The organism is Pseudoalteromonas lipolytica, from assembly GCF_001306915.1.
Lineage (GTDB): Bacteria > Pseudomonadota > Gammaproteobacteria > Enterobacterales > Alteromonadaceae > Pseudoalteromonas > Pseudoalteromonas simplex.
The window spans coordinates 236,911-261,803 of record NZ_LJTC01000001.1; the positions used below are offsets into that span (position 1 = coordinate 236,911).

Sequence of the window (24,893 nt, forward strand, 5' to 3'; positions counted from 1 at the left end):
AAAAACCGCTCAGTGAGCGGTTTTTTTTCGTTTAGCTTTTAGCAAATAATTTTGCCTTAATGCGTTGCTGAGCAAGGCGTACTTGCTTACGCTTTTTACCCGAGGGAGCCTTAAAGCTTTGAATTGGCATTACCGTTGGATATTCATTAGGTAGTGCAGGTACACTAAAGTTAGCGTGCTCATCCTTAGGTAAACCAATTTCTTGTTGATGTACACGAAGTGCCGCTAAGGTATCATCGTTTTCAACTTCACTTGGACATAAGAATAAGCCCATTTTACGCATTTTCACACCTAAGCCGATGCTGCTTGAGTAACGTACAATTGGCGCTGCTAAAATAAGGCCCACTAAAATAGGTGATAACCACCAAAAGAAGGTCGGTGTGTAATAGTAAGCAACCGAGCCCCAAATAATCGCGGTAATAGTCGAAAATAACGTATAACCAATCGCTTCCTTCCACGGTACCATTCTACCTTCACGAGGCTGTGCATCCCAGCTCACTTTTTTACCTAAAAATACGCACACGACAAAATAGCTATGGAATACCATCATTAGCGGCGCAATCACAATAGCAAAAACCGTTTCGATGAGTGAACCTGCAATTAGCTTCATCGTGCCACCAAAGGCTTTATTACGGTGTACTAAAGTCACAATAATACCCATTAATTTAGGTAGTAACAGTAATACGGCAGTAATGAATAACAACGAATCAATTAGATCCGTTTTGGCAATTTGCCAGGTTGGGAAAAGCTGATAAGCATGGTTAAAGTATACGTCGCTATTAAGAGCACGAGTCACTGCATCTAAGGTACTTAATGCCAGCATTGATAACCAGATTAACGATGAAATATACGCTGTGGCACCAAATAAAAAGTGCATTTTACTCATTAGCTTAAGGCCAGATTTAGGCAATAAACCTAAATGCTGGATATTTCCTTGCACCCATCGTCTATCTCGAATTGCGTAATCGAGAATGTTACTTGGCACTTCTTCGTAGCTACCTTCAACATCACTCAGCAGTAACACATCCCAACCACTACGGTGTAGCAGTGAGGCTTCAACAAAGTCATGACTTAAGATTTCACCGCCAAATGGGGCATTGCCTTTTAAAACTGGCAGGCCGCAGCATTTTGTAAATGCTTCAACGCGAATAATTGCATTGTGACCCCAGTAGTTTGCTTGGTTTGTTTGCCAAAAAGCAGAACCAGTTGCCAACATTGGGCTATATAAAATCGATGCAAACTGTAAAAAGCGACCAAAAAACGTGTCTTGGCGAACCGGAATAGGGATCGTCTGGATCAAACCTGATTTTGGATTGCTGATCATGCTAGAAGTCAGTTCAAGCATACATTGACCCGTCATAATGCTATCGGCATCAAGCACAATCATATGATCGTATTGGCTGCCCCAACGTTCACAAAAATCAGTTAAGTTACCTACTTTACGGTGTTTGTTGTCTTCACGGCGACGATAAAAAGTATGCGCAGCTAAATCACCTAAACGCTTAGTGAGAGCATTCCATGCTTTTAGTTCATTACGTGCGATTTCAGGGTCTTGCGTATCACTAAGTAAGTAAAAATCGTAATGTGGCATTTGTCCTGTTTTGGCCAGCGAGCGAAGGCTAACCTCAAAACCGGCAATTACACGCTCTGTATCTTCGTTGTAGATAGGCATAACAATGGCTGTTTTCGTTTGGCTCAAGGCATGCTGATTAATCTCGATTGGCTTTTGACGTTTTAAGGTCAACGGGTCAATACGAAATAATTGCAAGATAAAGCCCATACAGCCACTACAAAAGGCTGTAACAATCCACGCGAAGGTGACTGTAAATAATGCCAGTAAAGCGTACTCAAGCGGTGTCATGCCGTTAGAATTTAAAATATCGAACATGATCCACACGCCATAGGCGGTAATGCTGAGCGCTAGGCTCGAAAAAAGCCAAGCGCGGGTTTTCTTAAATGGCATTGCTGTTGCTTCTAACGCTTTACTATTGGACGTCGTTTGGATACCAGACATAGCTCCATACCTCGCTGATTTCTTTATCACGTAGTTTTAACGATAAGCGCATATCAACTGGCTTATCTCCCTCTGGCGCCACTTTAAAGGCTACGCGCCATCCTTGATTGTTTGGTAACTGCTGTACCGTTTTATCGCTTATTTGCCCAGCAGAGAGTGTAAGATCCGCTTGCATGGCAAAATTAGCTGATAGTTGATTAATGGTTTCGCCACTAAAATCAACGGTAAATTGGCGGTGGCTTTTTGGTGGTGGATTGTCTTCACCAGGTAATGCTGCACTACCAATTCGAGTTCTTAACACACTCGCTTTATCTTGAGTTGCAAGCGTGGCATTGAAAGTCGAAAGCTTGTAACTAAAGCTTAAGCTGTCACCGGCTTTCATTGGCTGCTCTGGCACCCAGTAGCTAACAATATTGTCGTTGGTTTCTGTATCTGTTGGGATCTCTACTAACTCAACGCGCCCTTTACCCCAATTACCTTCTGGCTCAATCCACATACTCGGACGGTTGTGATAATGTGCTTCGGTATCAAGGTAGTTATTAAAGTCACGGTCTCGCTGTGCAAGACCAAAGCCTTTCGGGTTCTCGTAGCTAAACGAAGTGACACTTAGCTTCTTCGGGTTATTGAGTGCGCGCCAAACCCATTGACCTTGTTCTGATTGCATTAGAAGGCCGTCAGAGTCATGTACTTCAGGGCGGTAGTCGTCGAAGAACTTTGTACTGTTTTCACCGTGGTAGAACATACTTGTTAGCGGGGCAATACCAAGCTTTTTGATGTCTTTGCGGGCGAAAATTTGCATTTGAGTTTTCACTTCAGTGTTGGTCGAAGGTGTTAATTCAAAACGATAGGCGCCCGACACAGATGGGCTATCTAATAATGCGTAGAGCACGATAGTGGTATCTTCGGGTGCTGGTTTTACTAACCAGAACTCTTTGAATACAGGGAATTCTTCACCTGAACTAAGAGCAGTATCCACCGCAAGTCCACGGGCTGACAGACCATATACTTGGTGCGGACCAACTAAACGAAAATATGAAGCACCTTGGAACACAGCCACTTCATCTTTGTACTGGTTGTTGTTCAGTGGAAAATGCAAACGAAAACCTGCATGGCCAAGTTGTGTATTGGCAATCGCAGTACTGATCTCTTGCTCTAACGGGGCAGCAGTTGCATCATAACGATAGTAATCTGTTTTAAAAGGTAAACTTTTTACTTCAGCGTTTTGTTCAAGAGTATTAATTGCAACCGGTGAACGATATAAAAAGCCTGGGTGGAACAACTGCACTTCATAAAGGCTTTGATCTTTCCAAATTGCTTGCTCAGTACGAAAACGGATTGCACGGTAGTCTTGGTAATTGATGCTTGTGAGCGCCTCAAGTTCAAGATCTTTCGGGGCTACATAAGGCTCTGAAGCGAGTTTTTTAGCACGCGCAGTGATAACATCAAATAGCTTTTCTTGGGGAATAGTGATCATCTCAGGCTTAAGCTCAACAGCAGCCTTTTCCTTTGAGGCCAGTTTTTCATTTTCGGCTGCTTGAACTTTAACGGCTGTTTGTTCTGTTTTAGTTACGTTTGATTGCTCTTGTTCTTCAATTGCGTATGTATGACCTGCGCTCATGGCTAATAATACGCCCAATAAGGTCTTCTTTTTAGCAGCACTGAAGAGCTTGGTTCGAGTTTCTGGTCTCATTCAATTTTCCTTTAGCCGTAAATCACGTTAATTCATTCATATCCCTTAGCAATTACTGAACCCAAAATAAAAACTAATAATCTCAATGACTTTGAGTTGGTGCAGTTAAATGCGAAGAGTAAAATTTTGAAATTAGTGAGAAACAATTACATGGTTGCAGTTGTTTATTCGTCACCAATATAGAGAAGTTTAATGAACGAAAGCTTGCCCTAATATGAATAGATTAAAGGGTAAACAAAAATATGAACAAAATTACCAGAGGCTTAATTATGGAAATGAAATTGTAATCGAGAAGAGAAGTGCAGGCACCGAACAGGTTTCAGTGCCCTAATAAGCGAGCTAAAAGTAAGTATTATTTAACTTCACCTAATTTTTCGGCATTAGCTTTACATTGATTATAAGCTTCAATGCACTTGTTACTACACACCTTATGAACTAAGCCATCAGCGGTGCTTTGTTGTTCACAGCTTGCCTCGCATTGGTAGTTTTGTTGAGCGCATTGTTGCATTTCTGGGTTTTCAATTTTATTTGAGCAAGCAGACAGTAATGTCATAGCAAATAATGTTGCTGCAATTGCAGGTAGTTTTTTCATGCTTATCCCTAGTTTATGTCTTTTATTTGCAATCCATCTTACCCAGATTATTGCTATTTAATCCAGCTCAACTTGTAAATTGTCAATTAAACGTACTGAGCCCAAATAAGCAGCAGCTAAAATAACAAGTTGTTTATCAGCCGTTGTTGCCGGCTTTAATGTTGAGCGCTCTGCTACCGCATAATAGTCAGGTTTAAGGCCTGCACTTTCAAGCTGTGCTTTTGCATCAGCCTCAAGTGTAGCAATGTCTGCATTGCCTTGCTTCAGTGCTGTTGCTGTATTATTTAACGTGGCAAACAGTACTTTTGCAGTGTCTTTTTGCTCATCAGATAAATAGCCATTACGAGAGCTCATTGCTAACCCAGAGATTTCACGGCAAGTAGGTACGCCAATTATCTCTACAGGGATAGATAAATCGCGTGTCATGGTTTTAATCACTTGCAGCTGCTGAAAGTCTTTCTCACCAAAACAAGCAAAGTCAGGCTGTACTAAATTAAATAACTTAGTAACAACGGTTGCGACGCCTTTGAAGTGACCAGGGCGCGAGCCGCCACAATAACCCATAGAAACACCCGGCACATCGACAAAGCTTTGCTCGCCTAAACCATTTGGGTAAATCGTTTCAACGGATGGTGTAAACACGATATCAGTACCGAGTTCAGCTAAACCTTGTTTATCTTCGTTAAGTGTACGTGGGTAGCTATCAAGATCTTCGTTAGCCCCAAACTGCATTGGGTTCACAAAGATACTCACAACCACTTTATCAGCTAAGGTTTTGGCTTTTTCAACCAGTGAAAAGTGACCTTGGTGTAAATTGCCCATAGTAGGCACTAGTGCAATGCTCAGGCCCGCTTGACGCCAAGCTTTGATTTGGCTGCGTAACGATTTGATTTCAGTGATTGATTGCATTTATTTAAACTCGTGTTCGGTACTTGGGAAAGCACCACTTTTTACATCTTCACAATACTTTTGCACTGCTGCTGGCATATTGCCGGTTTCTAATAAAAAGTTCTTTGAAAACTTAGGAATATAGCCTGCCGAAATACCAACTAGGTCGTGCATTACTAAGATTTGCCCATCAGTTTGATTACCTGCACCAATACCAATGGTAGGAATGTTCAGCTCATCAGTAATACGTTTAGCAAGCTCACTTGGAATACATTCTAAAACAAGTAACTGCGCACCTGCCGCCTCAAGTGCTTTCGCATCGCTAACCATTTTATCAGCTTGAGATTGCTCACGACCTTGAATTTTAAAACCACCAAATACATGCACTGACTGAGGTGTTAAGCCTAGGTGGCCACATACTGGAATACCTTGTTGGGTCATCGCACGAATGCTGTCGTGCAGCCATTCGCCACCTTCAAGCTTGATCATGTTTGCCCCAGCACGCATCAGCTCTGCAGCATTTTTACAGGCATCAGTTGGGTTGGCATAGGTCATAAAGGGTAAGTCAGCAATTACAAATAATTCACGGCTACCTGCTCGTACGCAGCGTGTATGATAAGCAATCTCTGTGTTGGTTACTGCTAATGTGTCATCAGCACCTTGCAATACCATACCTAAAGAGTCACCAACTAAAATCACCTCGACGCCATTATCATGAAACAATTTAGCAAAACTGGCATCGTAAGCTGTTAATGCGGTGATTTTTTGTTGTTCTTGTTTCATTTTATTCAAGGTTGAAACGGTGATTTTAGACATAATTTCCTCTAAGGCTTAGCCTTGGTTGATTACTGCTGAGGGAGTTGTTGTAAATCGTTTAAAGGCAACGTTTTTGTTATATCAGCAAGTGATTGATTATTCGGTAGTACAAGTGTTGGTGCAATTTCCAACAAGGGGTAAACAACAAACTCTCGCTCTGTTAGGCCATAATGAGGCACGGTTAAGCGAGGGGTGTCTATTACGTCATTACCGAACAATAAAATATCTATATCAAGGGTACGCGGACCCCAGCGCTGTTCTTTTCTAACACGGCCATGCTCAAGCTCAATGGCTTGCGTTAAATCAAGCAACTGCTCTGGCATAAGTGCAGTTTTAACACATGCGACCGCATTTACATAATCGGGTTGATCTTGTGGCCCCATGGGTTTGCTTGCGTAATCATGGGATACACAAACAAACTCAACATCTTCTAATGCTTTTAGGGCAGCGACAGCAGCATGAATTTGTTTACGTGGCGCGTTTAAATTGGCACCTAAACCTAAATAAACGGTATGCATACTTAGTCTACTTTTTTCTTGCGTGGGCGACGACGGCGCTTAGGGCCACCTTGGTGTCCTAAATTTTTAACCATCTCTTTTTGGCCGTTGATGTCTTGGCTTAGATAGGTTGTCCACCAATCAGCAAGCTCTTTTTGCTGCTCTTCGCCAGCTTGCACACGCAAAAGTAAGAAATCATAGGCTGCCTTGAAGCGAGGCTGTTGAGTCAGCCTATAAGCACGTTGACCACCTCGTTTATCAAGACGTTGCTGAATATGCCAAATATCGCGTGCACCCAGTGTGAAGCGTTTGGGTACTGCTACATGTTGTGCGTTTTCACTCAGTACTTTGTTCATCGCTTGTGCAAATGCATCGTACTCTGAAAGTTGATCGCGTTGTTGTAATTTTTTAGCAATGCTCAGTAATGGGAACCACAAAAGGGCTGCAAAAATAAAGGCTGGAGTGACTTTTTTATCAGCATTAATACGTTTATCGGTGTTTTTAAACATTTGCAGGATAAATGTATGTTCAAAGCCTTCAGGGTTGGCATCTAAGATCTTATCAAGCGCAGGGAATAATGCTTTGAATAAACCATACTGGCGAAGCATTAAGTAGTTTTCTTCTGCTTTGCCGTTTAAGAACAACTTGAGTGATTCTTCAAACAAACGAGCTGGCGGAATATGGTCGAGTAAATTAGCAAGGCCTTTAATTGGCTTTTCGGTGCCAGGTGCAATGCTCATTCCTAGTTTGGTGGCAAAACGCACTGCGCGTAACATGCGCACAGGGTCTTCACGGTAACGTGTTTCTGGGTCGCCAATCAGCTCAATTTGTTTTGCTTTTATCGCGCTAATGCCATTGGCATAGTCATAAATACAAAAGTCGTTAATTGAGTAGTAAAGTGCATTAATCGAAAAGTCACGGCGCTCGGCATCTTCTTCGATGCTGCCATAGACATTGTCGCGCAGGAGTTGGCCGTGCTCGCTTGATTGGCTAATTTGATTTTTGCTTTCTTCGGCTTCGTGATGGCCGCGCATGGTCGCCACTTCAATAATTTCTCGACCAAACACGATATGGGCTAAACGAAAACGACGACCAATTAGACGACAGTTACGAAATAGCTTTTTGATTTGCTCAGGGGTTGCGTTTGTTACAACGTCGAAGTCTTTTGGTTGTTGGCCTAACAATATATCTCGAATACAACCACCTACAAGGTAGGCATCAAAACCACCTTCTTTAAGGCGGTACAATACTTTGATTGCATTTGGGCTAAATTGTTTGCGCGAAATACCATGTTCACTGCGCTCGATCACCAAAGGTAACTCGCTCGTTGGCAAAGCATCACTTGATGTCGTGGCATTTGGGCCAATAATCTGCCGACAAAATTGAAAAAGCTTAGAAATAATAATCTGTCTCCTACGACGCGGACTTTGCGACTCATCAAGTATAGCGTTTGTTTGATACTTCGCCGATGTGAGATTGACGTGTAATCAGTGTGTTTTAAATGGCGCTAAATTAAGGTGTTGATGATTCGCACACTTTGGGTCGCTATCATATACCAGCAGGGCTGAAAAATTAAGTTACTCGGCCTTTAAAATTGGCAATTTATTTTTCAATAGTAACAAAGTTACAAAAAGGAGAGTTAGGATCCTCGCTAACTTGTATTTCTTGCACCTTTGGTATGTGTTCAAGGCGGTAAGTTTCAACAGCCCAAGCTAACATCTGTTCGGTACTTAACGATAATAGTGAACTTTCTGGCTTTAAACCTAAAAAGCGCAAGGCATCGAACAACGCGGGCTTTGGATTTGATTTTGCTATTGCGGGGGCGTAATTTTGCTTTGATAACTTAAAACCAGGTTTAGCTACCGCTAAAGGAAGGTGGGCGTATTCTGGGGCCGGTTTACTTAGTTGCTTAAACAAACTGAGTTGTCGTGCAGTTGGCTCGAGTAAATCAGCGCCGCGAACGACTCTTGTAATACCTTGTGCGATATCATCGGCGACTACGACCAGTTGGTAAGCAAATAAACCATCGCTGCGCTTTATTAAGTAATCTTCTTTGGCAAGTTGGCTATCAACATACACTTCACCTTGAATTAAATCATGGTAGTGACTGGTTGCAAATTGCTGGGTTAAACGTAGCGCTGAATCAGTTAAAGCGTGGTTTTTATACCGGCAGTGGCCTTGGTATATTCCACCGATTGCTTTAATTTCTTTGCGCGTGCAATGACATGCATAAACAAGGTTTTGCGAAATTAACTCGTCAACAATGGCTTGGTATTGCTCATGACGCTGGGTTTGGTATATGACAGGCTCGTCCCAGTAAAGACCGTAAGCCTCTAAGGTATGTAATATATCGTCGCTAGCACCGCTTACAACACGCGTTGTGTCGATATCTTCAATGCGTACTAACCATTTTCCTTGATTTGCTTTTGCATCAAGGAAGCTACCCACAGCCGCTATAAGTGAGCCAAAATGTAATGGCCCTGAAGGGGATGGCGCAAAGCGGCCACGATATTCACGCATTGGCGTGTTAACGGCTGTGGTAGACATGGGCTAATTAAAGGATATTAACCGCGTCCAGATTGCTTTTCTTTAATTTCCGCAAGCGTTTTACAGTCTACACATAAATCAGCTGTAGGACGCGCTTCTAGGCGGCGGATACCAATTTCGATACCACATGATTCACAGAAACCAAAGTCATCTTCTTTGATTAATTGAATCGTTTTTTCAATTTTCTTGATCAGTTTACGCTCACGGTCACGAGTACGAAGTTCTAATGAGAATTCTTCTTCTTGTGCTGCACGGTCTACTGGATCCGGAAAGTTAGCTGCTTCGTCTTGCATATGCGATTTAGTACGGTCTACTTCGTTACGTAAATCGTTACGCCAAGCTTCTAAAATTGTTTTGAAATGAGCACGTTGTGCTTCATTCATGTACTCTTCACCTGGCTGTTCTTGGTATGGTTCCAACCCGGCCTGAGCCAATAACCCTAGTCTTTTTTGGTCTGGCATAACTTTCTCCTAAATCCTTAATATTTTGCCCAGCGTTAGCCGGCGGCTATAAATAGCAGAATCATTAGACTGAGGCAAATTTATTTTTAATTAATCCTCTTGACCTTGCACTAATGATTGCTCAAATAATTATGGGCGGTTTGGTAAGCCCTTAACTACTCGTCATTTTTTTAAATTTGCTAAGTTATATGGGCAAAAAAAAATAATACAACTTAAATAGTATATAAAGCTAAAAACTTTTTTGGCGTGGTTTTGTACCAACGCTTAAAGGCGCGTTGTAGAGCGCTTTGTTCAGAAAAGCCTAACTTGTTGCTAATTTCCAGTGCAGATAGGCCTTTTAGAAGCATCTCTTTTGCAAGCAGTTTTCGTTGCTGATCAATGAGTTTAGAAAAACTAAGTTGCTGATTTGAAAGGTGACGTTGTAAAGTGCGTTTTTTAATATTGAGTTGAATTGATGCTTGCTCAAGGGTCGGTATGTGAGGCAATTGGGTATTAATGAAAGTAACTAACTGCGAGGCATAATCATGCTGTGATACAGCTGTATCGACTTGAGATAATAAAATGTTTTCAAGCTCGGGGTTAGGAGATTGCAGTCGACATTTAAGAATCGATTTACTAAAAATAAGAGAATTTGAGTTAGCTGAAAACTCAATAGGGCAATTAAAAACCTGTTTATAAACAGTTAAACTTTCTGGGGTTGGGGTGGGTCTAGTCAACTGTACTTTTTCAAGGCTAACATCGGCATGATTGTGACAACAGTGCTTAGCAAATGAAAGCCAACTGCTAAATAATTCATCTACCATGTAATGCTGTATGTTACTTTGAGCATGCCAGCTTAGACGACAAAACTCGTCTTCAGAAACGAGTTCAATGTGACCAATATTTCGTATTGTTTTGCTTAATCTCTGTGCATGCTCCAGTGCTTTTTCTAAGTTTTTGCTCACTAATGCAACATGACCTAGTAGCCCCCAATTTTGTGCTTTTAAAGAGTTGCCAAACTCCAGCCCAATATGCTCTTGTTGTAATATTTTATCGCCATAGTGCATGAGTGACTCATAGTCAGTGATAGGAAAGCGGGCGCTTACATCGTCCAAATCTTTCAGTCGTTCACCGAGCAAAGCTTCAATTTGTTTGCTACACATGCCTTGGCGTTCTAAAAAAAATACAAGTGAGCGAATTATCTGGCAACTGATATAAAACATAGGTCATTCATAGTTATTATTATTTTAATAGAAGTAACGCTGCATTAGTTGGCGCGCAAAGTCAATTTTTTGCGTGAAAGGTCAAGATTTAGCCTACTATTTAAGGCAAGCTGGGGGGTGGACATACAATCATAATAAGGATCCACAATGAAACTCAATCCCCTGCTAATCGGTATTGCTGCGGCTTTGCTCGTCGGCTGTAATTCAGATAAAGATAACAATGACACCACAGCTCCCGTTGTTACCCCTGACCCAGATCCAGTTGTAAAAGTAGATATTCCTGCATTTTCCGAAGGCAATACGTTACAAGCGAATGTGCGATGGACAACCTATGGTGTACCCCATATCACAGCAGCAAATTTAGAGAGTTTGGCGTTTGGAGCAGGGTTTGCATATGCAAAAGATCATGCTTGCTTATTAATGGACCAAATTATTAAAGTGCGAGGCGAACGCTCAAAATACTATGGCCCAGATAAGGTTGCTGGAAGTGGAGATTCACAGCACTTAATATCAGACTTTGGTTATAAAGCATTAGGAGTGAATGAGTACGCACTGCAACATTATGATGAACTCAATGAAGACAGTCGCGCCCACTACGAGGGGTTTGTACAGGGGTTTAATAAATACGTAACAGACACCGGTGTTGAAAACCTTGCTCCAGAGTGTGCATCGCAACCTTGGGTTACCCAACTAACAGCACAAGATATGCTTGCCTATTCAATGGCTACCGTGCAGTTAGCCAGTTCAGCTAATTTTTTAGAGTTAGCTTTTTTTGCCAACCCTGGGGATAGCAATGAATATTTACCTGTACCAATGAGCGGTGCTCCTTCAGCTGTTTCTAGTATCACTAACAACATTGCTCAGCAAGCTGCGCAATTTAAACTTGAAAAAAAATATAAACATTTGGGTTCAAACGGTTGGGGCCTAGGTAAAGACATGATGGCCAATGGCAAAGGAGGATTACTCGCTAATCCACACTTTCCTTATGAGGGAAATTTGCGGTTTTGGCAGTCTCATTTGACCATACCTGGTGCTATGGATGTAATGGGGGGGAGTCTTCAGGGAATGCCGGGCGTTATTAATATTGGCTTTAACGAGCATGTAGCTTGGACGCATACTTTTTCGACTGCGCGTCACTTTTTAATTTATCAATTGGCTTTAAATGAAAATGATAGAATGAGTTATAGTGTTGAAGATGAGCAGTACTCAATTACTGAAAAAGTCGTTACTGTTGAAGTGGCTACTGGTGCTGGCAGTACAATTGAGTTGAGCAAGGCCTTTTATTATAGCCATCATGGATTAATGCTCGAAACACCTGTAGAAAATGGCTTAGGTTGGAGTGATACTCAAGCATTTACGATAAAAGATGCTAACGAATTTAATATGGATGTCGTTGCTCAGTGGTCGGCTTTAAACCAAGCTGTAAGCCTTGAAGATATGAAAGCAGCCTTTGCTGAGTTTGATGGTGTGTCTTTCAATAACACCATGGCAGCAGACAAAGAAGGTAATGTCTTTTATGTTGACGATAGCACGGTTTTAAAGCTTGACGATCAAGCGAACTTAGCCATTCGATTACAACCAGAGCTTGTTGCTTTGAGAGAGTCCGTCGGCTTTGACATTGTTCCTGGCAATATGAAGCTATTTGAAAGCCAAGGCAAAGTACCATTTAACGAAGCGCCGCAATTAACACGCACAGATTATGTACAAAATTCTAATGACAGCTATTGGGTTACTAATCTTAACGAGCCACTCATCGGCTTTGCGGCTCAATATGGTGATGTGCATAAACCCCTATCACTAAGAACAAGAATGGGATTGAAGCTTCTTCAGCAAGGAGGAGGCGAAGATGCTAAATTTACCTTGGATGAGTTAGAGCAGGCATTAGTTGGTAATCACTTTTACCTTGAGAGTTTAGTGTTTGAAGAGCTGGCATTACAATGTTTTGCACAAGGGGACTTACCAATTGAATTAAGTAACGGTACGCAAGTTTATATCAGCCAAGCATGTGATTTATTAGCTAATGCCGATGGTAAAATGAACTTAGATACGCAAGGTGCTGCTTTATTTCGCGAGTTTGCGCACTTATTTAACGCAAAAGAGCATCTTTATGACAATTTTGATGTGACTAACCCTGCTAATACGCCAAATACATTACGCAAAGATAAAGTTGCTTTAACTGCATTGGCACATGCTGTTTATAATTTACAAGCAAATAATGTTGCACTGGATAGTCGCTTAGATGAATTATAGTTTGTCGAAAAATCACTTGCCGGTGGCAGTGGCTCAGGTGAAAAGCTACCTTGGGCTGGTCCTATGCATGTGGAAGGTGGGTTTAACGTGTTCAGATATGATCGCAGTAACTTAACGCGTTCGACACTGATCCCTTACACGGATTATGCTGTTCTAAATGATGCTGTGACGGGTAAACCTCTTGCATCAAACTTAACGCCGCAGGGATACCCTGTTAACTATGGCTCTAGTTGGATGTTTGTAATGAACTTTACAGAAAATGGCCCTGAGGCAAAAGGTTTGTTAACCATGTCACAAAGTTCAGACTCACATTCAGAACATTTTGATGATCAAAGTCGCTATTATTCTCAGTCGGCTAAGCTTAGACCTTTACTTTTTAAAGATGAAGATATTGAGCTTAACCTGATTGATGAAGTCGACCTGTCAATGACTAAGCAATAAAAGGTACTTTTTCAGCCAGTCTGATCTGGCTGGCTGAAATTTCTGCTTTATAAGCAATCACTTCAACCCCTTTTTTTATAGCTTCAGTCAAAAGCTGGGCATATTTCGGATCGATATGTTCTGCTGCACTTACTTGATTGATACCGTCGTGTAAAACTGCAAAAAGCAGAACGGCACGATGCCCTTGCTGTACCATTTCTACTAATTCCCTGACATGTTTTTGGCCACGTTCAGTTTTTGCATCCGGAAAATACCCTTGTCCGGAGTGTGGTTCTGTTTGTGAAAGTAATGTCACAGATTTTACTTCTACATAGCAATGGGGTTTATGTTCATCTGTTAGTAAAAAGTCGATACGGCTATTTTCTTGGCCGTATTTTACTTCTGCAGCAATGGTTTGATAGCCAACAAGTTCAGCAATCGCGCCTGTATTTAAAGCTTCTAGCACAACCTGGTTTGCAATAGCGGTATTAACACAAATTAAGTGGTCGAATTGGTTCTGAGTTAATTGCAAGGATTGAGGGTACTTACGTTTAGCATTATCACTGGTTGAATAAAAAGCCTTAAACCCAGGCTCTGCACAGCCCGTCATTTTGCCTGTATTAGCACAGTGAGCTGTAAACTCTGCGCCATCGGCAGTTTTTAAGTCGGCTAAAAAGCGCTTGTAGCGCTTAATTAAGGTGGCTGATTGTAATGCAGGAGTAAACTTCATGACTTTACCTGATTGGTTTTTCTTTATTGTAAGTGATTCATTACGCGGATTAAACCACACTTCATAACGCTATTTATCGCAAGCTGTTGGGAACTGACGTTGGCTGTAGTAAACTCAATCAACATTTTTAGCGCAAAGAGTATTCTAACATGTCAGAAAAATTTCTAGTTCAACTTAGCGAGCAGGGCGCTGCCGCACATTGGGGCGAAAAAGCCGCTCTTTCTTTTACTGAACAAGGCGCAACTGTTCATTTAACTGAGCAAGATACACTTAAAAACGTACAAAAAGCAGCACGTACGTTAGCTAATCAAGGCTTAAAAAATATTGCCTTAGTAGGCGATGTTTGGTGCACAGAAACACAGTGGGCTTTTTATCAAGGTTTTGTATCACCAAAGAATTTAGACGCAATTGAGTTTGTTGAAAATGCAAAAACAGACAGCAAAGAGCTGACTTCGTTAAAGCAAGCTGCGACGTGGGCTCGTCAAATGATCAATGGCACTGCGGATGATATTTTCCCAGAGAGCCTAGCTGGTAAAGCTGCTGAGTTTATTCAGTCATTAGCGCCTGAGCACGTAAGCTACCAAATCATTAAAGGCGATGCTTTATTAGAGCAACAATGGATTGGTATTCACGCGGTAGGCCGTGGTAGTGAGCGTCCACCGGTATTATTAGCATTAGATTACAACCCAACGGGCGACGAAAATGCACCTGTTGCTGCCGCTTTAGTTGGTAAAGGTATTACGTTTGATTCAGGTGGTTACTCAATCAAAGCAAGTGAAGGCATGTTAGGCATGAAGTGCGACATGGGCGGTGCTGCTACAGTAACTGCAGGCTTAGCACTTGCTATTAGCCGTGGTATCAACAAACGTATTAAATTGTTTTTATGTTGTGCTGAAAACTTAATTTCAGGTCATGCCTACAAACTTGGTGATATCTTAACGTATAAAAATGGCACTACAGTTGAAATCGTTAATACCGATGCTGAAGGCCGTTTAGTCCTAGCTGATGGCTTAATGGCTGCAGGTGAGTCTGGCGCGCCATTAATCATTGATGCGGCAACACTAACAGGCGCTGCGCTTGTTGCTGTTGGTCAAGAGTACAATGCATTGTTCGGTCTTGATAAAGAGCTTGTACGTGACGTACAAGACTTTGCAGAGCAAGAAATGGAAGCTGCATGGCCATTACCACTTGAAAAATGGCATCAACAAAATTGCCCGTCGCCATATGCAGATACCGCAAATAGCCGTCCTCAAAAAGGTGGTGGTTACGGTGGTGCTTCTAATGCGGCTGGTTTCTTATCACGCTTTGTACCAAATGAAGGCAAAGGTTGGGTGCACATTGACCTTGCTGCTGCATTTAACATGGGTAGCACAAGCGAGTGGGCTGCAGGCGCAACAACACAAGGTATGCGTACCGTTGCAAGAACTTTACTAGAAAAAGCATAAGCAATTTACTTTTTCAAAGCCCCTTAACTTTATCTAAGTTAAGGGGCTTTTTTGATCTAAAGGGGAATTTTACAAACTGATACAAGCTTTTTTGAGTAAATTAGTATAAAATCCCGCCCCACATTTTCTCATCCTGTGGTTAGTTTTTATTAAATTAGCTACACTAGAATGATCATTTCACACTGGGGTCTCTATTTATGTCAGATAAGTGCTATATCACTGCGCAGCAGCTTCTTGAAGATTCATTTCGTGTTGCGGCACAAGTTTATGAAGATGGTTTCCGTCCTGATTTCATCATTGGTATTTGGCGTGGTGGTGCTCCAATTGGTATCGCAGTTCAAGAATATTACGATTATAAAGGCATCGAAACTGACCATATCGCAGTGCGTACTTCTTCGTATTACGGTATTAACCAGCAATCTAAAGAAATTAAAGTTCACGGTTTGCATTACATCATTGAAAATGCCAATGCAGACAATTCATTACTAATCGTTGATGACGTGTTCGATTCTGGCCGCAGTATTTTTGCATTAAAAGAAAAGCTTTCGGAGTTAATGCGTTTAAACCTACCACGTGATATTCGCGTTGCTTGCCCATACTACAAGCCGAAGAACTCAAAAGTAGACATGGTGCCAGATTACTTCATTCATGAGTCTGAAGAGTGGCTTGTGTTCCCTCATGAGCTTTCAGGCCTAACGCCAGACGAAATTATCGAAGGTAAGTCAGATTTAGCTAATATTCATGATTTACTTGTAGAAAAGTAAGTTTGAATACCCTTGCAGTTATGAGTGTGTCCTACACTTATAACTGCGCAAAACTATCGACGTAATCACTAAGCTTGTCGATATCTACTACTTGTAAACCTTGATTACTTCTTTGCACTAAGCCTTTTTCAACTAACTCTGTAACGACGCGTCTATATGCTCTTTCGGTGGTAGCAAAGCGCTCAGCTTCAGCATTTACGGTAGGGTAGGCACGCAGTAACGTTGGGTTGCTGTTTTCAGCTCTTAATAAGCAATCTTTAGCTATGTTGTAGCTAAGTGGTAATAGCAGCTTATCTAAGTTTATTTTTTGGTTTTCTTGGAATTTAGCGGCAATTGTTTGCGCTGTGTACAAGCTTAACTCTGGCTTTTCTAACAGTAGTGCGCGCCAATGCTTGAGCTCTATTAGGTTATAGCTTACATCGCTAAAGCACGTAACTGTATAAATACACGGATAGTTATTCAGAGCTTCAATTTCACCTATCAGTGTGTTGTTACAATCAAGCTGGCCTAAAAGAAGGCGTCGGCCATTACCCACGTCATAGCTGAACGACACTGTGCCGCTTCTCACTAATACGAGTTTTGACAAGGGTTGATCTTGGTGGATCAGCACCTCTTTTTTAGCTTGTTGAAAACTGCTGCCAGCAAATGTCAGTAATTGGTCAACAAGATAGCTTGAAAAATGATATTGAAACATTAACGCCGCTCTTCGGACAATTGTCCTATTTATTACATCTTAATGACGTTAGCATTAAGATTCTAAGAATTTACGCTAACTTGCTAGTAAGGTGTTTCACGTTACTGATACCTTCATTTCCCGTGTAATGATTTTAAAGCCAAGGTTATTCTTAAGCTTTACAAGGTTTTTAGTAAGTTAGCTTTTTTATTTTATTGTCAAAATAGCACAGAGTGCGTCAAAAAAAATGACAAGCTCCAATGCTAACCTAAAGCCTAGGAGAGAACAATTGAGTTGGGAATATTTAGGCTATTTAGCGTCAGCACTGTTGGTTGCTTCTTTGACAATGAGCGATGTAGTAAAACTACGTTGGCTTAACTTAGCAGGGTGTATTGCATTTACCTTCTACGGATTAGCAATAGGAGCCGTGCCCGTTGCCTTCACTAATGGCTTACTGGCGTTTGTGAATATTTACCACATCGTTAAATTAAAGCGTCAGCAAAAAGCTGACGCCGAGTAATATTATTCCTCTTTTTTATATTTCAGCTCGCCCGCAATCCAAGTTTGCGTCACATTTATATCGTGGATCTCTGAGATTGGCGCTTTGTAATAGTCTTTATCAATCAAAATAAAGTCAGCCCATTTACCTTGCTCTAAACTGCCTACCTTAAACTCTTGATGTGCAGCATAAGCACCACCTAAAGTAAATGCACGCAAAGCTTCATCACGCGATAGCAGCTCTTGTGGTCGCCAGCCGCCTTCTGGTAATTGATTATGATCCATTCGGGTGATGGCCGAATATAAACCATCAAATGGGTTAGCAAGCTCCACTGGAAAGTCAGAACCCGCTGCAATCACTGAGCCTTGTGCTGAAAAGGTCTTCCAAGCATACGCCCCTTCAAGTTGTTTTTCAGTCAGGCGCTGCTCAGCCATATGCATATCAGAGGTTGCATGAACAGGCTGCATTGATGGAATAATTTTTAATGTTTTAAAACGAGGAATATCTTCAGGAGTCACGATTTGTGCATGTTCAATTCGGTTACGAAGTAAAATACCACCGGTTTTTTTAAATACATTTTCATAGGCATCGAGTACTACGTGATTGGCTTTATCACCAATTGCATGAGTGTTTGCACTAAAGCCATGGGAAAAGCTTAGGTTAAATAGCTGCTCAAGCTTTTCTTGAGTTTCAAGCATTAAGCCATGATGATTTTTACGATCAGCGTACTCTTCAATGAGGGCTGCGCCTCGGCTTCCCAAAGCACCATCCGCATACACTTTGACACTGCGAATCGACAGCATGTCATTCATGTCTTTATATTTACCCGCTTTGAGCATGGTTTCTAATTGAGGATCGGCAGCACTTAGCATGGCTACGATTCTGACAGGAAGAGTACTTTGCTCAGAGCGCTGCTTGTATACTTGCCACGTGTCGTAATCGATACCGGCATCATGGGTTGATGTGATGCCTAAACTTAGTAGATGTTTACCTGCATTATCTAATGCTGTATTTATGCTGGCATGGCTTACTTTTGGTATATGCTGAGTAATAAGCGTTTCGGCTTTATCAATGAATACCCCTGAAGGTAAGCCAGAATCTAGCTTTAAAATTTCACCGCCAGCAGGAGAGGGAGTTTGTTTGGCAATACCTGCAAGTTCCATGGCTTTTGAGTTAACCCACACAGCATGACCATCAACGCGAGAAAGCACCACAGGTTTGTCTTTTACGTATTTGTCTAAATCAGCTGCAGTTGGAAACTCACCGCCAGGCCATTGCTCTTGGTTCCAACCGCGACCAATGATCCAACTTTGTTTATCTTTGGCAAACTCAGCCAGCATTTTGCCAACCTCATCTGCCGAGCGCGTATTCCTTACATCAAGTTGTGAAAGATTATTACCTAAACCAATAACATGGCCATGAGCATCGACTAAGCCTGGTAACAATGTGGCTTGCTTGCCATCAATTGCGGTGGCATCAGGGAAGCTATTTTTAATTGAGTCATTGCCTGTTTTTACGATTTTACCGTCTTTAAAAACCAGTGCAGAAAAGTGTTGGGTTTCGCCTTTATAGGTAGGCGTATAGCCATTTACATTATAAATAACAGTGGTGTTGGCAAAACAGCTAAGTGAAGCTGTTGCGAGTAAGCTGATGATGAGTTTCATAATCTTCTAATAGTTTTTATTGATTTATGAAAACAGTATCAGAGTTGCAGTAAACTGCAACTCAGCAGAGATTAATAGTTAACTATAACTCTTTATTTGCTCGCATAAATCTTAAACTCACTGAGGGATAATTTATTATCTTTATCACTGTCGTAATTTTTAAATCGCGACCACAGAGCTGGGTCTCTCGCAGACTCTGAGCGAGTCAGGTAACCATCGTCATTACGATCAAGTTGTTTAAATTTTTCACCAATACTATCTGCAGCAAAACTCATTGTGCTAAATGCACAACTTAAAACTAGGCTGGCAAAGGTTAATTTTGACATTACTTTAACTCTTGTTTGTTAAATAGTGTTTAAACTCAAGGAGCGAGATTTGTTGATCTTTATCTGTATCCCACTGCGCTATGCGTTTTTGCAAGTGCGGTTGCGATGACAGTTCCTGCTCAGATAAAAAGCCATTTTTATCTTTATCTAGGTGATCAAAGCGTTGTTTTACGTCCAATGCTAAGCTATTGAAGCTTATAGTAATTAAGGTGCATGGAGCAAGCCAGAAAATTCTCATAATTGTCTCCTAAATAAAAGTGCTTGCCATAATTTAACTCCCAAAATTTAAATCCGTTTACACATTCCCTCTGGGATTATGGCAAGCACTTTAAGCCGTTAAGGTTTGAATTTTTCAAACTCTTGTTCAGACAAAACCTGATCGCCGTTTTCATCCAGATCGGCAAATTGCTTAAGTAAGTTATCGTGTTTGGTTGCTTCAGTTAATGAAATCTCGCCATCGGCGTTTGTATCAAATTTAGCAAATCGAACATCCATTTGTGATGCTAAAACGGTGGCGCTGATAACTAAAAACATCAGCGAAAATGCAGCTAAAAGTTGTTTCATTACAATCTCCTATTGAATAAACGACTGAAACTCAGAAAATGAAATTTGGCCATTTTGATTACTATCAATTTGCGTAAAGTTGCCGTGCAACAAGGCATCTTCAGATGCTTCTGCTTCACTCAAAAAACCATTGCTGTCTTTATCTAGCTCATTAAATGTTGTCTGCAAATCAAGTGCGTAACTATGAACTGAGAACAGACTTATAAGCAGGGTGGCTACCGGGGCCGTTACTTTCATTTTGTGTCCTAAATAACTAATTTGCTTAGTACTAATCAAAATCAGTGCCAATATTAAAAGTTATTAATTATCAGTTGGTTATGGTTTTTGTGTGGTTTTGAATGCGAAATAGTTACAGGGTGTTGTGTCTTTTTTGCAACGATTTTCAGGTGTTAAAAGTTTATCTATTTTATTTCAATGAGTTAGTTTGTTGCCAAATAGCAACTTTGTATCGGTTTTTGGGGGAAAATCAGTGCTTTTTAAGGTCGGATTCAGCGAGTGTCTAAGTTTGTTCGCTAATAATCAGCATCTGCAATTATGTTGAGAGTGAATATGCAAAATACAGTAGCGGTAAAAATAAAACAGTTACTCAATTGGCGACCTAGTCTTATTGGCCAGTTCGTCTGTAGCATTTTGCTGTCTTTACTACCGTTATCTTTGGTGGTGATTTTATTTTTAAATGCGCTCAATAAGCAGCTTGCAGTGACTCAAGAAATCGTCGGTGACAATTACGAAATTACCAAAGCATTTAACAACCTCAAACAAGACTTAAATAGCCTTGAACGAGCAACTCGACAAAACTGGGTGCTTAAAAGTGAATCCCTCGATAGCTTAATTGCCAACAAATGGCAATCGTCACTGCAAAGTGTCGATGAGCTCATTTTCTTAAGCCCAACCGCTGATTATGTCTCGCAGTGGCGGCAATTGGCTGAGGTATTACAATTTGCGCATCAACATTTATTAGTAGAACAAAAGCAAGATGGTGAGCTGTTTGCACCCGCTAGTAAGCTTATCAGTGAGCAAACAAATTGGCTCAAAGAGCAAAATGAATTACGCATAACAAAAAATCAGCAACAATTAAAAGCACTTCAAGCTTCATTTATTAATTGGTTAGTTGCGTTAATTCCACTCACGTTATTGGTCGGGGGCGGGTTTCTTTGGCGGATCAGCGGGCGGCTCAGAGAACTCACACATGTGATTGATAAACTTGGACAAGGTCACTGGCAGCAAAAAATTCAAGTTCGCGGCTCGTCAGAGTTAGTTGAATTAGGTAATAAATTAGAGTGGGTTCAAGCGCAGTTACATATGCTTGAGCAGCAAAAAGATACGTTTTTACGCCATGTGACACATGAATTAAAAACGCCCCTAGCTTCGATGGTTGAAGGCACAGACTTACTCGCAGATGAAATTGTTGGTCCTATCAATAGCGAGCAACAAGCCGTTCTTGAGCTAATAACGCAAAGTATGGTGCGACTCAGAGCCATGATTGAAAGCTTATTGAGTTACAACGCCATTCGCACCAGTAAGCAAAGCCTAAGCGAGCTTAACTTTAATTTGATGATGAACAAAATTGAGCGTCATTTTGAGCACCGATTATCAGCGCGTGACTTATCCATTGTGTGGGTGAATGAATTACCAAATAAAGCTTTGTTTATCTCAATTGAGCTACTTGAAATGGTGCTTATTCAGCTTACCTCAAATGCGTTAAAGTTTTCGCCAGAACATGAGTCAGTGACAATAAAAGCAAGCTTAAAGCAGGGACAGTTAATTTTGAGTGTCAGCGACTTAGGAATAGGCATAGAAGATACTGAAAAAGCCGCCGTGTTTGGGGCTTTTTACCAAGGCAAGAATGCAAAACAACATACTGAAATGGGCAGTGGACTCGGTTTAACCATAGTTAAAGAAACTGTTGAACAATTAAACGGTAAGCTCTCTATTACTGATAATGAGCCGCAAGGATGTGTATTTACAGCCATTTTACCAATTCAATTAACCCAAGGAGTTAACTGATATGGGCTTAGCGAATAAAGCCAGTTTTATGCTTGTTATAGGCACACTTTTTATAACAGGGTGCACGATCACGCAAAAGCATGTTGAGGCAGAGCAAATAGAGCCGACAGCAGATGTGAAATCTCAAGGGCAACCTAATCCAAAGCCTCGGCCGAAAAGTGAGCCGTTATACCCGCCTGCAAGTACAGTCATTGCTTGGCATGCTGCCAAGTGCGGTGGCTTTAAAGCAAGCTCTGATAAAGCAAATTATGTTGGCGAAAATGAGCTAAAGCGTCTGTTTGAGTCGATTTGTTTACTCGGTGCTTCAGAGCCAGAAAAAGCTCTTAGTCAGCTTGAAAAAAGTGACCATGCTTTTTATTGGCCAGATGATATTAAGCAGTATCTATGGTTACAAAAGCAATATTTACAACAGAATTTAGCGGCAAAACAAGCTAAGCAAGCACTGAGTGATGAAATGGAAAAAACCTTATCGTCGCTTGCGACTATCGAACAACAACTTCTGCTACGTGAAGAGACCAAGGAGCAGTAACCATGAATGAAGTAACAAAACCACGGGTTTTATTAGTAGATGACGATGCGAGTTTATTAAAGTTACTAGCGATTAGAATTGAGTCTAAAGGCTATTTGGTAAACACAGTTGAAAGTGGCATTGAGGCATTACAAACACTAAAAAACCAAACCTATGATGCGGTGATCACTGACTTAAGAATGGATGAAATGGACGGCATGGCTCTACATCGCCAGTTACAAAGTCGTTACCCTTCAATGCCGGTGATTATGATGACAGCACATGGTTCGATACCTGATGCAGTGGAAGCGACGAAGCAAGGTATTTTTGCATTTATTACCAAACCAGTTGATAAAGATGAGCTGTTCGACAGCCTTGCTAAAGCTATTGAGATCCATGGTGTACACGGTGATGAAACACCGACACAAACAAATATTGTCACCCGTAGCGGCGCGATGTTGCATTTACTTGAGCAAGTTAAATTGCTTGGTCCAACGCAAGTGAATGTGTTGATCTCCGGTGCTAGCGGCACAGGTAAAGAGTTGCTTGCACAAGCAATACATCAACATAGCCATGTTAGTGACGGGCCATTTGTGGCAATTAACTGCGGCGCTGTGCCGGGGGAGCTTTTAGAGTCTGAATTGTTTGGGCATAAAAAAGGCGCGTTTACAGGCGCAGTCAAAGACCATCAAGGTTTGTTTCAACAAGCTCAAGGTGGGACCCTTTTTCTAGACGAAATTGGTGATATGCCGCTAAATTTACAGGTAAAACTACTGAGGGTTTTACAAGAGAAAACCATTCGCCCTGTGGGCTTTCAAGAAGAGATCCCAATTGATGTGCGGGTGGTGTCGGCGACTCATAAGAACCTCCCAGAGGCAATCAATAATCAGCAGTTCCGTGAAGATTTATATTACCGATTAAATGTGGTGAACTTAAAACTGCCTCCGCTTTGTGAACGCCGAGAAGATATTAGTTTGCTAGCACAGCATTTTGCAGGTCTAATTGCTAAACGTATGGGGCAAGAGCAAAAGCAGTTTGCCAATGATGCGATGCATGCTTTGGTGCGCTATGATTGGCCGGGTAATATCCGTCAATTACAAAATGTGATAGAGCAGGTAGTAGCCCTTACACCTGGTAAAGTGATAGCTGCTCAGTTAGTTGAAAGTGCATTAAATAGTAATGTTAGTATTGCTGAGCCACTTTCGTTAAATGATGCAAAAAAAGAATTTGAGCGAGATTATTTAATTAATACGCTGAAAATGTCAGCGGGTAATGTTGCCGAAGCCGCAAAGCTTGCGAAACGTAATCGCTCAGATTTTTATAAATTAATCAAAAAGCACAACATTAATGTTGAAAGCTTAATATAAGGAAAAACATGGCGCTTTTTTTAGTCTATCTGGGCGGTCGTATTCAAGGTTGCCACATTGAAATGCACGACGTTCGATTTGTCGTAGGCGATAGCATTGAGCAAACCTACTCAAAACTAAAAGCACAATGGGTGGGTGATAAAAGCAACGTACACATGGATAGCTACATGCAAATTCAGCACATTGATGGTTATCAGGTCGAAGTGGTTGATAGTGCGCATCACCAAGCCGAAAAACTGTATTTTGTGAACTTAGGTGCCTATAGAGCTGATAGCCTTGCAGAGCAGCATGATTTTGCATTGTACGTTGCGCGTAGCAGTGAAGAAGCAAAGCAACGCGCTAAAGAGTCTTTATTGGCGGGAATGACTCATCTTCATAAAGATGATTTACACGATGTAGACGATTGTTTTGCGATTGACTTGTTAGATAGCAACTTATCAATCAAATTAACGCCAAGCGGGCAAGCACAAGCAATGAAGCCCGATTGGTTTGGCTATCACGTGTTGTGATCTATTCTTGGTTATCGTTTTTACTGGCAACTTTAAAGGCGATAATCACCAATCCAAACAAGGCAAATGGCAGTGCAGCGAGTAAATACTCAACGGTATGGCTGTCTTGATAGTTGGGCTGGAGTAGGAAGTGACCTGCAACACAAAGTAAAATAGCCACGAATAAAACGGGCAGTAAAATCAGTTCTTTTTTAGGTGAGTGTTTTTTCATTACAAGGCGTTATATTCCAAAGGTGCGCCATTGTAATGAGCTACCCTTAGCTAGGTCAAATAAGTTGCTTTGTAGTTTGCTTTATATTGCGCTGTATCAACTTTTTTAGTGTCAGCTTTTACAGGCTGCTTTTTTGGAGCCGCTGGTTTATCGGTTGCTTCATTATAGCTAAACAGCCCCATAATGAATTCAATCTCTTCACGTTGTAATCCAGATCGCATGATGCCCTCCAAAGAATAATTTGCCTTT

28 protein-coding genes are annotated in these 24,893 nt (G+C 41.3%); 9 read left to right on the forward strand and 19 right to left on the reverse strand.

From position 1 onward, the window contains the following. Window positions 1-31: 31 nt before the first annotated feature. From mdoH to AOG27_RS01145, 10 genes are all read right to left on the reverse strand, one after another. Window positions 32-2,014: a glucans biosynthesis glucosyltransferase MdoH gene (gene mdoH / locus AOG27_RS01100; protein WP_054551172.1), complete on the reverse strand. Its 1,983-nt coding sequence runs from the start codon at window positions 2,012-2,014 to the stop codon at window positions 32-34. Further along, the gene (locus AOG27_RS01105; protein ID WP_054551173.1) at window positions 1,986-3,704 is read right to left on the reverse strand and encodes a glucan biosynthesis protein; all 1,719 of its coding nucleotides are present in this window, start codon (window positions 3,702-3,704) and stop codon (window positions 1,986-1,988) included. Before AOG27_RS01105 ends, mdoH begins: the two co-directional genes overlap by 29 nt. A 352-nt stretch (window positions 3,705-4,056) precedes the next feature. Continuing rightward, complete coding sequence (locus AOG27_RS01110; protein ID WP_370625252.1) at window positions 4,057-4,257, reverse strand: hypothetical protein; 201 nt, start codon at window positions 4,255-4,257, stop codon at window positions 4,057-4,059. 96 nt (window positions 4,258-4,353) lie between these two features. After that, window positions 4,354-5,205: a pantoate--beta-alanine ligase gene (panC, locus tag AOG27_RS01115; protein WP_054551175.1), complete on the reverse strand. Its 852-nt coding sequence runs from the start codon at window positions 5,203-5,205 to the stop codon at window positions 4,354-4,356. Continuing rightward, entirely contained in the window at window positions 5,206-6,000 is a 795-nt protein-coding gene (panB, locus tag AOG27_RS01120) for a 3-methyl-2-oxobutanoate hydroxymethyltransferase (protein ID WP_054551176.1), read from the reverse strand. A 29-nt stretch (window positions 6,001-6,029) separates the two neighbouring features. After that, on the reverse strand, window positions 6,030-6,518 hold the full coding sequence (folK, locus tag AOG27_RS01125; protein ID WP_054551177.1) for a 2-amino-4-hydroxy-6-hydroxymethyldihydropteridine diphosphokinase: 489 nt from the start codon (window positions 6,516-6,518) through the stop codon (window positions 6,030-6,032). Window positions 6,519-6,520: 2 nt separating this feature from the next. Further along, window positions 6,521-7,807, reverse strand: a complete 1,287-nt coding sequence (gene pcnB / locus AOG27_RS01130) for a polynucleotide adenylyltransferase PcnB (protein ID WP_235373295.1) — start codon at window positions 7,805-7,807, stop codon at window positions 6,521-6,523. A gap of 292 nt (window positions 7,808-8,099) precedes the next feature. Then, on the reverse strand, window positions 8,100-9,044 hold the full coding sequence (gene gluQRS, locus AOG27_RS01135) for a tRNA glutamyl-Q(34) synthetase GluQRS (RefSeq protein WP_054551178.1): 945 nt from the start codon (window positions 9,042-9,044) through the stop codon (window positions 8,100-8,102). Window positions 9,045-9,061: 17 nt separating this feature from the next. Next, window positions 9,062-9,505 carry an RNA polymerase-binding protein DksA gene (dksA, locus tag AOG27_RS01140; RefSeq protein WP_054551179.1) on the reverse strand — a complete coding sequence of 148 codons (444 nt, stop codon included), beginning with the start codon at window positions 9,503-9,505 and terminating at the stop codon, window positions 9,062-9,064. 212 nt (window positions 9,506-9,717) lie between these two features. Beyond that, a complete protein-coding gene (locus AOG27_RS01145; RefSeq protein WP_054551180.1) occupies window positions 9,718-10,707 on the reverse strand; it encodes an AraC family transcriptional regulator in 990 nt (329 codons plus the stop codon). A gap of 147 nt (window positions 10,708-10,854) precedes the next feature. On the opposite strand from AOG27_RS01145, the gene AOG27_RS01150 reads away from it, so the two are divergent. Together AOG27_RS01150 and AOG27_RS21670 are read left to right on the forward strand one after the other, a co-directional pair. Further along, entirely contained in the window at window positions 10,855-12,957 is a 2,103-nt protein-coding gene (locus AOG27_RS01150; protein ID WP_235523663.1) for a penicillin acylase family protein, read from the forward strand. An 87-nt stretch (window positions 12,958-13,044) separates the two neighbouring features. Beyond that, the gene (locus tag AOG27_RS21670; protein WP_235523664.1) at window positions 13,045-13,398 is read left to right on the forward strand and encodes a penicillin acylase family protein; all 354 of its coding nucleotides are present in this window, start codon (window positions 13,045-13,047) and stop codon (window positions 13,396-13,398) included. Here AOG27_RS21670 and sfsA read toward each other — a convergent pair. Next, window positions 13,388-14,107, reverse strand: a complete 720-nt coding sequence (sfsA, locus tag AOG27_RS01155) for a DNA/RNA nuclease SfsA (protein ID WP_054551181.1) — start codon at window positions 14,105-14,107, stop codon at window positions 13,388-13,390. The genes AOG27_RS21670 and sfsA overlap by 11 nt on opposite strands. A 149-nt stretch (window positions 14,108-14,256) precedes the next feature. Between sfsA and pepB the strand changes: the two genes are divergently transcribed. Next, the gene (gene pepB, locus AOG27_RS01160) at window positions 14,257-15,552 is read left to right on the forward strand and encodes an aminopeptidase PepB (protein WP_054551182.1); all 1,296 of its coding nucleotides are present in this window, start codon (window positions 14,257-14,259) and stop codon (window positions 15,550-15,552) included. Window positions 15,553-15,749: 197 nt separating this feature from the next. Further along, window positions 15,750-16,316 carry a phosphoribosyltransferase gene (locus AOG27_RS01165; RefSeq protein ID WP_054551183.1) on the forward strand — a complete coding sequence of 189 codons (567 nt, stop codon included), beginning with the start codon at window positions 15,750-15,752 and terminating at the stop codon, window positions 16,314-16,316. 37 nt (window positions 16,317-16,353) lie between these two features. Here AOG27_RS01165 and AOG27_RS01170 read toward each other — a convergent pair whose 3' ends face one another. Then, the gene (locus AOG27_RS01170) at window positions 16,354-17,010 is read right to left on the reverse strand and encodes a Crp/Fnr family transcriptional regulator (RefSeq protein WP_054551184.1); all 657 of its coding nucleotides are present in this window, start codon (window positions 17,008-17,010) and stop codon (window positions 16,354-16,356) included. 268 nt (window positions 17,011-17,278) lie between these two features. On the opposite strand from AOG27_RS01170, the gene AOG27_RS01175 reads away from it, so the two are divergent. After that, a complete protein-coding gene (locus tag AOG27_RS01175; protein ID WP_054551185.1) occupies window positions 17,279-17,509 on the forward strand; it encodes a YgjV family protein in 231 nt (76 codons plus the stop codon). A gap of 2 nt (window positions 17,510-17,511) precedes the next feature. Here AOG27_RS01175 and AOG27_RS01180 read toward each other — a convergent pair whose 3' ends face one another. The 5 genes from AOG27_RS01180 to AOG27_RS01200 form a co-directional block, all read right to left on the reverse strand. Continuing rightward, on the reverse strand, window positions 17,512-19,152 hold the full coding sequence (locus AOG27_RS01180) for an amidohydrolase (protein WP_054551186.1): 1,641 nt from the start codon (window positions 19,150-19,152) through the stop codon (window positions 17,512-17,514). A gap of 92 nt (window positions 19,153-19,244) precedes the next feature. Further along, window positions 19,245-19,478 carry an EF-hand domain-containing protein gene (locus AOG27_RS01185; protein ID WP_054551187.1) on the reverse strand — a complete coding sequence of 78 codons (234 nt, stop codon included), beginning with the start codon at window positions 19,476-19,478 and terminating at the stop codon, window positions 19,245-19,247. 4 nt (window positions 19,479-19,482) lie between these two features. Beyond that, entirely contained in the window at window positions 19,483-19,716 is a 234-nt protein-coding gene (locus AOG27_RS01190) for an EF-hand domain-containing protein (RefSeq protein WP_054551188.1), read from the reverse strand. 98 nt (window positions 19,717-19,814) lie between these two features. Continuing rightward, complete coding sequence (locus tag AOG27_RS01195; RefSeq protein ID WP_054551189.1) at window positions 19,815-20,042, reverse strand: hypothetical protein; 228 nt, start codon at window positions 20,040-20,042, stop codon at window positions 19,815-19,817. Window positions 20,043-20,051: 9 nt separating this feature from the next. Continuing rightward, complete coding sequence (locus AOG27_RS01200; RefSeq protein ID WP_054551190.1) at window positions 20,052-20,279, reverse strand: cag pathogenicity island protein Cag25; 228 nt, start codon at window positions 20,277-20,279, stop codon at window positions 20,052-20,054. A gap of 312 nt (window positions 20,280-20,591) precedes the next feature. Between AOG27_RS01200 and AOG27_RS01205 the strand changes: the two genes are divergently transcribed. Genes AOG27_RS01205 through AOG27_RS01220 form a run of 4 tightly spaced genes read left to right on the forward strand, consistent with a single transcriptional unit; the run spans window position 20,592 to window position 24,433 of the window. Then, the gene (locus AOG27_RS01205) at window positions 20,592-22,049 is read left to right on the forward strand and encodes a HAMP domain-containing sensor histidine kinase (RefSeq protein WP_054551191.1); all 1,458 of its coding nucleotides are present in this window, start codon (window positions 20,592-20,594) and stop codon (window positions 22,047-22,049) included. A 1-nt stretch (window position 22,050) separates the two neighbouring features. Beyond that, a complete protein-coding gene (locus AOG27_RS01210; RefSeq protein WP_054551192.1) occupies window positions 22,051-22,578 on the forward strand; it encodes a hypothetical protein in 528 nt (175 codons plus the stop codon). A gap of 2 nt (window positions 22,579-22,580) precedes the next feature. After that, entirely contained in the window at window positions 22,581-23,924 is a 1,344-nt protein-coding gene (locus AOG27_RS01215) for a sigma 54-interacting transcriptional regulator (protein WP_054551193.1), read from the forward strand. Between the two features lie 8 nt (window positions 23,925-23,932). Next, entirely contained in the window at window positions 23,933-24,433 is a 501-nt protein-coding gene (locus AOG27_RS01220; protein WP_054551194.1) for a DUF1543 domain-containing protein, read from the forward strand. A gap of 1 nt (window position 24,434) precedes the next feature. Here AOG27_RS01220 and AOG27_RS01225 read toward each other — a convergent pair whose 3' ends face one another. Both AOG27_RS01225 and AOG27_RS21485 read right to left on the reverse strand, forming a co-directional pair. Next, window positions 24,435-24,644 carry a hypothetical protein gene (locus AOG27_RS01225; protein ID WP_054551195.1) on the reverse strand — a complete coding sequence of 70 codons (210 nt, stop codon included), beginning with the start codon at window positions 24,642-24,644 and terminating at the stop codon, window positions 24,435-24,437. Between the two features lie 50 nt (window positions 24,645-24,694). Continuing rightward, complete coding sequence (locus AOG27_RS21485; RefSeq protein ID WP_156426462.1) at window positions 24,695-24,865, reverse strand: hypothetical protein; 171 nt, start codon at window positions 24,863-24,865, stop codon at window positions 24,695-24,697. Between the last annotated feature and the right edge of the window lie 28 nt (window positions 24,866-24,893).